7 protein-coding genes are annotated in these 12089 nt (G+C 69.5%); 4 read left to right on the top strand and 3 right to left on the bottom strand.

Going from position 1 to position 12089, the window contains the following annotated elements; genetic code table 11:
• The first annotated feature begins 50 nt into the window (after positions 1-50).
• Positions 51-1826, top strand: coding sequence for a heparinase II/III family protein (locus tag KBI52_RS15260; RefSeq protein ID WP_247654413.1), 1776 nt, complete (start codon positions 51-53; stop codon positions 1824-1826).
• A gap of 4 nt (positions 1827-1830) precedes the next feature.
• Here KBI52_RS15260 and KBI52_RS15255 read toward each other — a convergent pair whose 3' ends face one another.
• Positions 1831-2280 (bottom strand): cupin domain-containing protein, encoded by a 450-nt coding sequence (locus tag KBI52_RS15255; RefSeq protein WP_173949065.1) that lies wholly within the window; start codon positions 2278-2280, stop codon positions 1831-1833.
• A 200-nt stretch (positions 2281-2480) separates the two neighbouring features.
• Between KBI52_RS15255 and KBI52_RS15250 the strand changes: the two genes are divergently transcribed.
• The 3 genes from KBI52_RS15250 (at position 2481) to KBI52_RS15240 (ending at position 5520) form a co-directional block, all read left to right on the top strand.
• A complete protein-coding gene (locus KBI52_RS15250) occupies positions 2481-3311 on the top strand; it encodes a class I SAM-dependent methyltransferase (RefSeq protein WP_173949066.1) in 831 nt (276 codons plus the stop codon).
• 97 nt (positions 3312-3408) lie between these two features.
• Positions 3409-5001: a bifunctional phosphoribosylaminoimidazolecarboxamide formyltransferase/IMP cyclohydrolase gene (gene purH, locus KBI52_RS15245; RefSeq protein WP_210808524.1), complete on the top strand. Its 1593-nt coding sequence runs from the start codon at positions 3409-3411 to the stop codon at positions 4999-5001.
• Between the two features lie 198 nt (positions 5002-5199).
• Positions 5200-5520, top strand: coding sequence for a heavy metal-binding domain-containing protein (locus KBI52_RS15240; RefSeq protein WP_173949068.1), 321 nt, complete (start codon positions 5200-5202; stop codon positions 5518-5520).
• A gap of 60 nt (positions 5521-5580) precedes the next feature.
• Here the strand turns inward: KBI52_RS15240 and KBI52_RS15235 are convergent, their stop codons facing one another.
• Positions 5581-6960 carry an MFS transporter gene (locus tag KBI52_RS15235; RefSeq protein WP_210808522.1) on the bottom strand — a complete coding sequence of 460 codons (1380 nt, stop codon included), beginning with the start codon at positions 6958-6960 and terminating at the stop codon, positions 5581-5583.
• A 264-nt stretch (positions 6961-7224) separates the two neighbouring features.
• Entirely contained in the window at positions 7225-12048 is a 4824-nt protein-coding gene (locus KBI52_RS15230) for an NAD-glutamate dehydrogenase (RefSeq protein ID WP_210808520.1), read from the bottom strand.
• Positions 12049-12089: the final 41 nt, after the last annotated feature.

The raw sequence follows: 12089 nt of genomic DNA, 5'->3' as shown, positions 1-12089 counted from the left end.
TAACCAGTCAGCAGGAACTCCTCGCCTAAGTTGACTGGGATTCAAGCAGCATGAGAGGAGCGCCACGGGTGGATTTCGGGCCGGATCGCTGGCGTGTGTACAGGCTTGCCGCTCGCGAGGCAGGCCGCGCCATGCGCGAAAGCACGGTCTGGAGCCTGTCCAGGCTCTCCAGCGCGCCGGTGCCCACGCGCCTGCTCTTCGCCCCGCAGGACCTGCGCACGGCGGATCCCACCATCGCGACTGACATCTATTCCGGCTTCTTCGCCTTTTCCGGCCGCGCCATCACGACGAGTGGGCGCTCGCCCTTCGCGTTCACGCCGCCGAGCCGCGCCTGGGCCGAGGCCCTCTACGGCTTCGGCTGGCTGCGGCACCTGCGGGCGGCCGGCACGGCGCTCGCCCAGGCCAATGCCCGCTCCCTGGTGGACGAGTTCGTCACCTCGAAGCTGGGCGACCGGCGCATCGCGTGCAGCCCGGAGATCACCGCGCGCCGGCTCATGTCCTTCATCAGCCAGTCGCCCCTGATCCTGGAGGGCGCCGACCACGCCTTCTACCAGCGCTTCCTCAAGATCATCGGCCAGCATGTCCGCACCCTGGAGCGCCAGGTCCGGTCGGGCGCCCTGCCGTTCCAGCAGCTCATGGCCGGCATCGCGCTCTGCTATGCGGGCCTGTGCTGCGAAGGCCTCGACCGGAACCTGAGGCGCGCGAGCCGCCTGCTCGCCCGCGAGCTCGAACGCCAGATCCTGGCCGACGGCGGACATGTGAGCCGCAACCCGCGCATCATGGTCGATCTGCTCTTCGATCTCCTGCCCCTGCGCCAGATGTTCGCCAGCCGCGAGGTCGATACGCCGGACGCGCTGCTCCATGCCGTCGACCGCATGCTGCCGATGGTGCGCCTGTTCCGGCACGGGGACGGCACCCTGTCCCACTTCAACGGCATGGGCGTGACCGCCGCCGATCACCTGGCGACGCTGCTCACCTACGACGACATGCGCAGCCAGCCGATCCATCACGCGCCCCATTCCGGCTACGAGCGCCTGGAGGCCGGGCGCTCGCTCCTCGTGGCCGACGTGGGCGCGCCGCCGCCGCGGCCCCTGTCCCAGGATGCGGCGGCCGGCTGCCTGTCGTTCGAGTTCTCGAGCGCCGTCCAGCGCATCGTGGTCAATTGCGGCACGCCCACCATCGCCGGCCCGGCGATCATCCAGGCCGCGCGCTCCACGGTGGCCCATTCCACCGCGTCCATCGACGACGTGTCGTCCTGCCAGATCGTCGACAAGAAAGGCAACTGGCTGCAGCGCCGGATCTCCGCCTGGGTCCTGCGCCGCATGGGCCCGGTGGTCATCAGCGGGCCGGAGCACGTGCGGGCGGAGCGCAGCGAGCGCGAGCACGTCCAGCTGCTGAGCGCCAGCCATGACGGGTACAAGGCCCGCTTCGGCATCACCCACGAGCGCCGCTGGCAGCTCGCCCCCAAGGGCAACGTGCTGGAGGGCGAGGACAGCTTCTTCAGCGACGGCGGCCGGGCCGGAACCGTGCAGGCCGTCATCCGCTTCCATCTGGCGCCCGGCATCCGGGCGAGCCGCGCGCAGGGCGGCCGGGTGGTGATGCTGGTCCTGCCCAACCGCGAGGCCTGGCAGTTCTCGGCCGCGCCGGTCGAGGCGGAGCTCGAGGACAGCGTGTTCCTGGCCACCGCCGAGGGCATGCGGCGCACGGAGCAGATCGTGCTCACGGTCCGTCCGGCCGAGACGCCCACCGTGCGCTGGCGCTTCGAGCGCCTCGCCCGCACCTTCAGCCCGGGCGAGCCCCCGGATCAGGCCCCCGAGCTGATCTGATCTGTTACTCGTTGGCCTCCGGCGGCAGGAAATCGACTTCGTGCGCAGCGGAGAGCTCCAGCACGCGCGGGATGTCGGTCTGGTCGTGCAGAGCGTCGAACAGGGCCTCCAGCCGGCCCGCGGGCGAGACCCAGAACAGGGCGCGGGCCGGCGCGTCCGACTTGTTGAAATAGCCGTGCGGGACGCCCCGGGGCATGCGCACGAGGTCGCCCGCCCGCGCCTTGCTCCAGACCCCGTCGAGCTTCAGGTCGAGCTCGCCCTCCAGCATCAGGATGAACTCGTCCTGTCCGGGATGGATGTGGACAGGCACGTATTGCCCCGGCTCGCTGTTGGTCTCGAACGCGAAGGTCGAGGCGCAAGAGGCCTTCGGGACGTAACGCTGGCCCAGGATGTTCCACGCCGTGCCCCGGTAGCCTTCGCCGGCCCGCGTGATGCCCTTGTCGAGATCGCTCATGGCTGCCCTCCGCGTCTGCGTTGCGCGTTTCGCCGGGCAGCATGGCGGGAGCCCGCTTGCGCGGGCAAATGGTCAAAGGAGGTAAATGCGGATCCGTGGCAGCGGCCATTCTCCGAAGGAGCACTGACGCCGCCGCCTGCCGGTCTGCTAGAATGGCGCGGCGTTGCGTTCGATGTCCCCGACGAGCCCGGGAGCGAAGCATGTCGTCCAAGTTCCATGCGAAGAGTGCCGAGGCCTACGACCAGCTCATGGGCCGCTGGAGCCGGAGGCTGGCGAAACCCTTTCTCGACTTCGCCGGGCTCGACGCAGGCGAGCGCGTGCTCGATGTCGGGTGCGGCACGGGCAGCCTGACCTTCACCATCCCTCAGGTGGCCGAGATCGCCCGCATCGACGGGATCGACTTCTCCGACACCTATGCGGAGGCCGCCCGGGCGCGCAACACCGACCCGCGGATCACCATCGCGCGCGGCGACGTCTGCGCGCTTCCCTTCGAGGATCGCACGTTCGACCGGACCTTGGCGCTGCTCGTGCTCCATTTCGTGCCGGAATCGGAGCAGGCCCTGCGCGAGATGAGCCGCGTGACGAAGCCCGGCGGGGTCGTGGCGGCGGCGGTGTGGGACAGCTACGGCGGCATGCCCTATCAGCGCATGTTCTGGGACACGGCCGCGGCGCTCGACCCTTCCGCGGCCGCCCACAGGCGCGAGAGCTATTACAAGCCGCTGACGGGATCCGGCGAGATGCGGGCGCTGTGGACGAAGGCCGGCCTCGCCGACGTCGCCGAGGTGCCGCTGATGATCCGCATGGACTATCTCGGCTTCGAGGATTTCTGGACGCCCTATGCCGAGGGCGAGGGTCCGCTCGGGAAATACGTGACCGGGCTCGACGCCGCCATGCGGTCGGCCCTCGAGCGGGCCCTGCGCGCCGCCTACGAGGCCGGCGAGCCGGACGGCCCCCGCTCCTTCGCGGCGGTGGCCTGGGCCTGCCGCGGGGTCGTGCCCGAGGGATGGCACCAGCGCGAAGAGCCGCCATAACGGCCCGGCATCCAACCCTTGCAGCCGCGGCAGGTTCCCATGAAGAGTCTGCCGTGGTATCGCGCCCGCATCTCTTCCCTTGAATGGAGCGGCCGCCATGCCGAGCGACCTGAAGCGCGTCTCCCGCGCTCTGCTTTCCGTATCCGACAAGTCGGGTCTCGTGGACTTCGCCCGCGCGCTCTCCGAACGCGGCATCGAGCTGGTGTCCACCGGCGGCACGCACAAGGCCCTGAGCGAGGCGGGCCTGCCCGTCAAGGACGTGAGCGAGCTCACGGGCTTTCCCGAGATGATGGACGGGCGCGTGAAGACCCTGCATCCCGCCGTCCATGGCGGCCTGCTCGGCATCCGCGAGAACCCCGAGCACCAGGCCGCGATGCTCGCCCATGGCATCCAGCCCATCGACCTCCTGGTGGTGAACCTCTACCCGTTCGAGGCGACGGTGGCCGCCGGCAAGCCCTACGACGACTGCATCGAGAACATCGACATCGGCGGCCCGGCCATGATCCGCGCGGCCGCCAAGAACCACGGCGACGTGGCCGTGGTGGTCGACGGCGCCGATTATGCCGCCGTCCTCGACGACTTGTCGGCTTATGACGGCTCGGTGACGCTCGCCCTGCGCCGCCGCCTCGCCCAGAAGGCCTATGCGCGCACGGCCGCCTACGACGCGGCGATCTCCAACTGGTTCGCCGGCGAGCTCGGCGAGGCGACCCCGCCCGTCCGGGCGCTCGGCGGCGCCATCGCCGAGGTGATGCGCTACGGCGAGAACCCGCACCAGAGCGCCGCCTTCTACCGCACCCCGGAGAGCCGTCCGGGCGTCGCCACCGCCCGCCAGGTGCAGGGCAAGCAGCTCTCCTACAACAACATCAACGACACGGACGCGGCCTACGAGGCCGTGGCGGAGTTCGCGCCCGAACGCTCCGCCGCCATCGTGATCGTCAAGCACGCCAACCCGTGCGGCGTCGCGGAGGGTACGAGCCTGCGCGAGGCCTATGAGAAGGCCCTGCGCTGCGATCCGGTCTCGGCCTTCGGGGGCATCGTGGCCATGAACCGGCCGCTCGACGCGGAGGCCGCCAAGGCGATCACCGAGGTCTTCACCGAGGTGATCATCGCGCCCGACGCGAGCGAGGAGGCGATCGCCATCGTGGCGGCCAAGAAGAACCTGCGCCTGCTGCTCGCCGGCGCCCTGCCCGATCCGCGTGCGGAAGGCCTGACCCTGCGCACCGTCGCGGGCGGCTTCCTGGCCCAGAACCGGGACAACGCCGTGGTCGACGCCATGGACCTGAAGGTGGTGACGAAGCGCGCCCCCACGGACCGGGAGCTGGAGGACCTGCGCTTCGCCTTCCGGGTCGCCAAGCACGTGAAGTCGAACGCCATCGTGTACGCGAAGGATCTCGCGACGGTGGGCATCGGGGCCGGCCAGATGAGCCGGGTCGATTCCTCCCGCATCGCCGCCTGGAAGGCCGCCGAGGCCGCGAAGGCAGCAGGCCTGCCCGAGACCCTCGCCCGGGGCTCCGTGGTGGCGTCCGACGCCTTCTTCCCCTTCGCGGACGGCCTGCTCGCGGCCGCGGAAGCCGGCGCCACCGCGGTGATCCAGCCCGGCGGCTCCATGCGCGACGACGAGGTGATCAGGGCCGCCGACGAGGCAGGCCTCGCCATGGTGTTCACGGGCCACCGGCACTTCCGGCACTGACGCCGTCCGTCACGGATCGTCTCCGCCACCCGCACGTCATGGCCGGGCTCGTCCCGGCCATCCCGATGCTGTGAAGCGCCGCACCTTTCCGATCGGGATCGCCGGCACAAGGCCGGTGACGACACGAGGTGCCGGTCCCGAGGACGATGACATTTCTCTCCTGCCTTCCCATCTGAAGCGGAGCAGAGGGAGACGCTCATGATCATCACCACCACGCCGTCCATCGAAGGCCGCCGCATCGGGTCCTACCGCGGCATCGTGTCGGGCGAGGCGATCCTCGGCGCCAACGTGTTCCGCGATTTCTTCGCCTCGATCCGCGACGTGGTCGGCGGACGCGCGGGCTCCTACGAGCGCGTCCTGCGCGACGGGCGCGACACCGCCCTGCAGGAGATGATCGAGGAGGCCGAGCGCCTCGGCGCCCATGCGATCGTCGGCGTCCATCTCGATTACGGCGCGCTCGGCAAGAACGAGGGCATGATGATGGTGTCGGTCAGCGGCACGGCCGTAACGCTCGAGTGACCCGCACCTAGCGCATCGTGTGGATCCCGAAAGTGCAAGCCCACTTTCGGGTCCGATGCTTTAGACGCGCTTCACGCCGCTCAGAAGCCAGAACCCCGCCACCATGAACAGGATCAGTACCGCCGGTCCCGCGGCCTGCGTGTGGAACACGGCCGTCGCAACGGCGACCGCGAGCGGCGCGAGGAACGACGTGACCTTGCCGGACAGGGCGAGCAGGCCGAAATAGCGGCCCGCCTCATGAGCCGGCACGAGCCGCGCCAGCAGGCTGCGCGACGAGGCCTGGAGCGGCCCCGCGACGGCCCCGATGACGAGGCCGAGCCCCACGAACAGCTTTTCGGGCGCGGAGCCGTAGAGGCCGTCGTCCGGAGCGGGCGGCGCCGTCGGGATCGTGAACAGGACGTGGTCGCGCCCGAGCGACAGCACGCCGAGGCAGACGACGGCCAGGATGAGGATGGCCCCGAGGATCACGGGCTTCGCCCCGATGCGGTCGTCGAGCCGCCCGCCGATCAGGGCGCCGAGCGTGCCCGTGATGGTGAGCAGGATGCCGAAGATGCCGAGTTCGATCGCCTGCCAGCCGAAGACGCCCGCCCCGTAGATGCCCCCGAAGGCGAAGAGCGCCACCAGGGCGTCCTGGTAGACCATGTTGGCGACGAGAAAGCGGCCGACGCTCTCGTGGCGGCGCGCATCGGCGACGGTGCTTCTCACCTGCTCGAGACCCTTGCGGGCCGCCTCCTTCAGGCGCATCCCGGAACGCGGCACGTCGGGGGTGAACAGGAAGAGCGGCAGCACGAAGACGAGGAACCACAGGGCCGAGAACGGGCCCGTGATGCGGTCGCCCTCGCGGCTGGCCGGATCGAGGCCGAACAGTGGATCGAGGCCGAAGACCGTCTTCATGGACACGGGATCGGCCGCCAGGAAGCCGAGCACGATCACGAGAGACACGAGGCCTCCCAGATAGCCCATCGCCCAGCCGGTGCCCGAGAGGCGGCCGTAGCGCTCCGGCGGCACGAGATGCGGGATCATGGCGTTGTTGAACACCGCCGCCACCTCGACGGCCACCGTCCCGAAGGCGAAGCCGACGAGCGCGACCGCAATCCCCGAGGGCAGTCCCGGCGCCGCGTACCACAGGCCGAAGGACGCGATGAACAGCACGAGGCCGCAGGACGCGATCCAGGGCTTCTTCGGGCCGGTCGCGTCCGCGATGGAGCCGAGCACCGGCGACAGGACGGCGAGCACGAGCCCGGCCGCCGCCGTCGCATAGCCCCACAGGCTTTGCCCGGTCACCGGATCGGGTGCGAGCGCGGAAGCGAAATAGGGCGCGAACACGAAGGTGGTGACGAGGGTGAAGAAGGGCTGGCAGGCCCAGTCGAACAGGAGCCAGCCGAGGATCGCGGACCGGGAGGCCTTCGGCGAGGGCGCGACAGGGTTGAGGTCTCTCACGGGGCTTGGGTTTCCGGATGGTTGCTGAACGAATGTCAAAGCTTGCCCTTCCTCGTCATCACCGGCCTTGTGCCGGTGATCTCGCTACTGTGAAGCGCCGCGCTCAAGACAATCGGGATGGCCGGCACAAGGCCGGCCATGACGTGGAGAAGGTTGACCCGACGGTGGGATGGCCGGGACAAGCCCGGCCATGACGCAGAAGTCGCACTGGGCGACCGTCATCTCCTCCGTGTGGGAAGAGTTTGCGGTCTCAGCTCATCCGCCTTAGGTCATCCGTGCGAGATCGCCGAGGAGGCTGGCCGCCACGGTGATCTTCGACAGGGTGAGGCCCGACGACACGATGCCGTCGACGGCGCTCCGGATGCGGTTGACGTCGGCGCCGCGCTTGTCGCTCCAGGCCCGCACCGCCTCGGCGCCGGACAGGTCCTGCGAGGCGACCTCCGCGGTCAGGCCGCGATGGGCATAGGCGATGCTGTCGACGGCACGGTCGAGGGCGAGACGGTCGAAGTAGTCGCTGACCGCGATGTCCTGGGCGGCCGCAATGAGCGCCCCGAGCCGGAACGACGCCTCGAGGGCGAAGTGGGTGCGGGCGATGTCGTTGACGGGCTTGCCGGTCTTCTGGGCGGTCTGCACGATGTCGGGCGCGGCCACCAGATCAGGCAGCGACGCGATGCGCCGTGCCAGCTCCTCCGGCGCGCCCTGATCCATCAGCTCCTTCGTGCGCGCCTCCCAGACGGCCCTGGCGTCCGGCGAGAGCGTCTCCTGGAGGCTGCGCTCCACCTCGGCGATCCCGGCCCTGTAGGTGCCGATGATCTCGTCGAGGGAGTGGTTGACGAAGTCCACGTTGCGGATGAACCAGACGATCCGGTTCATCAGGAGGTCCTGCAATTCGCCGTAGAGGCGCAGCTGCGCCTGACCCGGCACGACGCCGTCGAGCGCGTCGATGGCGACGTTCATCTCGGTGAGGCCGAAGGAATCGCGGGTCGCCGCATAGGCGGCCGCGATCGTCGGCGCGTCCGCGCCGGTCTGGTCGACGAGGCGCGCCACCATGGTGGGGCCGCCCCGGTTGATGATCGCGTTGGCGAGCTGCGTGGCGATGATCTCGCGGCGCAGGCGGTGGCTGGCGATCGCGTCCGGGAAGCGCTCGCGCATCTCGGCCGGGAAATAGCGCTCCAGCTCCTTGCCGAGATACGGATCGTCCGGCACCGGGCTCTCCAGCAATTCGTCGTGCAGGGAGAGCTTGGCATAGGCGAGCAGCACCGCGAGCTCCGGCCGGGTCAGCGCCTCGCCGCGGCGACCGCGCTCGGTCAGCGTGCTGTCGTCCGGCAGATACTCGACGGCCCGGTTGAGACGGCCCTGCGCCTCCAGCATGTGCATGAGCCGGCGCGCGAAGCCGAGATCGGCGACGCCGAGTTGCTCGGAGAGCGAGATCGCCAGGGTCTGCAGGTAGTTGTTGCGCAGGACGAGGCCCGAGACGTCCTCGGTCATGTCGGCAAGCAGTTCGTTGCGCTGCTCCACCGTCAGGCGCCCATCGCGCTCCGGCGTGGTGAGCGCGACCTTGATGTTCACCTCCACGTCGGAGGTGTTGACGCCCGCCGAGTTGTCGATGGCGTCCGTGTTGAGGCGGACGCCGCTCTGCGCCGCCTCGATGCGCCCGCGCTGGGTGACGCCGAGATTGGCGCCCTCGCCGATCACTTTGGCGCGCACCTCCGGACCGGTGATGCGGATCGCGTCGTTGGCGCGGTCGCCCACCTGCTCGTCGGTCTCGGACGACGCGCGGATATAGGTGCCGATGCCGCCGAACCAGAGCAGGTCGACACGGGCTTTCAGAATCGCGTTCATCACCTCGGCGGGGGTCGCCTGCGGCTTGTCGATGTCGAGCAGCGCGCGCATCTCGGCCGAGAGCGGGATCGATTTCGCATTGCGCGGGAATACGCCGCCGCCGGCCGAGATCAGGCTCTTGTCGTAATCCTGCCAGCTCGAACGGGGCAGAGCGAACAGCCGTTCGCGCTCGTTGAAGGAGATCTCCGGATCCGGGTTCGGATCGATGAAGATGTCGCGGTGGTCGAAGGCCGCCACGAGCTTGAGCGCCCGCGACAGCAGCATGCCGTTGCCGAACACGTCGCCCGACATGTCGCCGACGCCCGCCACCGTCACGGGCGTGGTCTGGATGTCCACGTCGATCTCGCGGAAGTGGCGCTTCACCGCCTCCCAGGCGCCGCGGGCCGTGATGCCCATCTTCTTGTGGTCGTAGCCCTGGCTGCCGCCGGACGCGAAGGCGTCGCCGAGCCAGTGGCCCTTCTCGATGGAGAGCGCGTTGGCGATGTCCGAGAAGGTGGCCGTGCCCTTGTCGGCGGCCACCACCAGGTACGGATCGTCGCCGTCGTGGCGCACGGTGTCGGCGGGCGGCACGATGCTGTCGCCGACGATGTTGTCGGTGAGCTGCAGGAGCGTGCGCACGAAGATGCGGTAGCTCTCGGTGCCCTCCGCCAGCCAGGCCTGCCGGTCGCTCGCGGGCGGCAGGTGCTTGGGCACGAAGCCGCCTTTGGCGCCCACCGGCACGATCACGGCGTTCTTGACCTGCTGCGCCTTGACGAGACCGAGCACCTCGGTGCGGAAATCCTGCGGCCGGTCGGACCAGCGCAGCCCGCCGCGCGCCACCTTGCCGAAGCGCAGATGCACGCCCTCGACGCGGGGCGAATAGACGAAGATCTCGTAGAGCGGCCGGGGCAGCGGCAGACCGTCCACCTTGGCGCATTCGAACTTGAACGCGATGGTCTGGCGCGGCAGGCCGTTGTTCTCGAGCTGGAAGAAGTTGGTCCGGATGGCCGCCTCGATGAGGTTCACGAAGCGGCGCAGGATGCGGTCGTCGTCGAGGCTCGTGACCTCTTTCAGCTTCTCCTCGATCCGCTCGCGGATCGCCGCCTCGGCGGCGGCCCGGTCCTTATCCTGGCGCGGGTCGAAGCGCGCATAGAAGAGCTGGACGAGATCGGCCGCGATCCCCCCGTGGCGGGCGAGCGTCTCGGCGATGTAGTCCTGCGCGTAGGTGACCTGGATCTGGCGCAGGTAACGGCCGAGCGCCCGCACCATGGCGACGTCGCGCCAGCCGAGGCCCGCCTCCAGCACGAGGCGGTTGAACCCGTCCGATTCCGCAAGGCCGCGGAACAGCGCGAGCAGGGCCGCTTCGATCGGGGCCTGGATCTCGTCGATCCGGATCGCCCCGCCGGAGGCGCGCTCCAGGGTCATGTCGTGCAGCCAGACCCGGTCCGTGGCGCTGAACGCGACCCGGTAGGTTCTCTCGTTGACGACGCGGAAGCCGAGATTCTCCAGGAGCGGCACCCGCTCCGAGAGCGGCAGCGCCACGTTGAGCGAGAACACCTTCAGGTTCACGCGGGTCTCCTCGTCGCCTTCGCGGCGATAGAGATCGACCGCGCGCGGACGCGCCTCGGAGAGCTGCTCCAGGAGGGCGATGTCGGCGATCGCCTGTTCGGCTCCGAAGGCCTCGCGGTAGGCGGCGCTGAAGGCCTCGCCGTACCGGGACGCGAGCGCGCGTGCCCGGGCTCCGCCGACGCTGGCGTCGAGCGCGTCGCGCAGGGCGTCGCTCCAGGTGCGCACGATGGCGGCGATGCCCTTCTCCAGGGTCTCGCGCGGCACGTCCGGCGTGCCGCCCTCGTCGCGTCCGATGATGTAGTGGGTGCGCGCGAGCGGGCCTTCCGGATAATCCGGGTAGGACGCGGAGACGCGGCCCTCGTAGATGCCGGCCAGGAACTGGCCGATGCGCTGGCGCGCCTGGGTGTCGTAGCGGTCCTTGGGCACGAAGACGAGCACCGACACGAAGCGGTCGAACTCGTCCACGCGGGCGAGCGCCCGCACCCGCGGACGCTCCGACAGGTTCATGATGTCGATGGCGAAGCGGTAGAGCGTATCCTCGTCGATCTGGAACAGCTCGTCGCGCGGATAGCTCTCGAGCACGTTGAGGAGCGCGCGGCCCGCATAGCTCGCCGGATCGAAGCCGGCGCGGGCGACGACCTTCGCCACCTTGAGGCGCAGGTAGGGCACCTCGCCGGTCGTGTTGGTGTAGGCGCTCGCCGTGAACAGGCCGACGATGCGCAACTCGCCGCGCAGATGTCCGCTGTCGTCGAACAGCTTGACGCCCACGTAATCGAGATGCGCGCGGCGGTGGACGCGGGACTTCACGTTCGCCTTGGCGATGATCAGCGCCTGCGGGCGCGCCAGGAAGGCGCGGATTTCCGGCGTCATGGCCACCAGCTCGCGCCCGCGCCGCAGCACGCGCACGGACGGATCGCGCAACAAGCCGAGGCCCGAGCCCTCGACCGGATCGGCCGCGGTGTCGCCGGAGGGCAGACGGTATTCGCGCAACCCCAGGAAGGTGAAGTTGTCCCGGGAGATCCAGTCGAGGAACGCGATGGCCTCCTTCACCTCGTCCTCCGGCAGAGGCGGAGGATTGAGGCGGTAATTGTGCACGATCTCGGCGATCCGGGCGCGCATGCCCGGCCAGTCGTGCACCGCCACCGACACGTCCCGGTGGACGAGACGCATGGTCTCGATCAACCGGGTGCGGGTCTCGGCATCGTCGATGCGGGGCAGGTGGATGTGGATGAAACTTTCCCGCTTCACCCCGAGGCGCAGGGCGGCCGTGGCCTCGCCCACGAGGCGCACGAGGGCTCCTCCCGAATCCCGCTCCACGGCCAGGATCGGATGGGCCACGAGCAGCGGCTCATAGCCCTGGTCCACGACCTCGGCGAGGGTCGAATCGAGCAGGAACGGCATGTTGTCGTTGACGATTTCGAGCACCGTCACGTCCTGGCGCCGGCCGTCGCGCTCGATCTCGAAGTCGAAGAGGCGGATATCCGCCCCGTCGGCGGTGCGCGAGGCCTTGAGATGCTCGAAGGCTTCCGCAGCGAGAGCCGCCAGGGTCTGGGGCGAATAGGGGACCAGGTCCTCGGGCGGGACACGTCCGAACAGATCGCGCACGAAGGTGGGCGGCGTGGCCTTGTGCCCGGATTCCAGCACGGCGACGGCTTCCGCCGTCAACTCGCTTCCGCTGGTCGGTGTATCCAGCTTCATGCGCGCATCCTCTTATCTGTTTGGTTGCGGGAGCGTTGCCA

Source organism: Microvirga sp. HBU67558 (assembly GCF_018069605.1).
In the GTDB taxonomy this organism is placed as follows: domain Bacteria; phylum Pseudomonadota; class Alphaproteobacteria; order Rhizobiales; family Beijerinckiaceae; genus Microvirga; species Microvirga terrae.
Note: the sequence above shows the minus strand (reverse complement) of the source record. Positions and strands in the feature narration are given on the sequence as shown.

Bases quoted from the DNA above. Each gene is read 5' to 3' on its own strand.
- KBI52_RS15260 (WP_247654413.1), top strand. From the start codon at position 51: ATGAGAGGAGCGCCACGGGTGGATTTCGGGCCGGATCGCTGGCGTGTG.
- KBI52_RS15255 (WP_173949065.1), bottom strand. From the start codon at position 2,280: ATGAGCGATCTCGACAAGGGCATCACGCGGGCCGGCGAAGGCTACCGG.
- KBI52_RS15250 (WP_173949066.1), top strand. From the start codon at position 2,481: ATGTCGTCCAAGTTCCATGCGAAGAGTGCCGAGGCCTACGACCAGCTC.
- purH (WP_210808524.1), top strand. From the start codon at position 3,409: ATGCCGAGCGACCTGAAGCGCGTCTCCCGCGCTCTGCTTTCCGTATCC.
- KBI52_RS15240 (WP_173949068.1), top strand. From the start codon at position 5,200: ATGATCATCACCACCACGCCGTCCATCGAAGGCCGCCGCATCGGGTCC.
- KBI52_RS15230 (WP_210808520.1), bottom strand. From the start codon at position 12,048: ATGAAGCTGGATACACCGACCAGCGGAAGCGAGTTGACGGCGGAAGCC.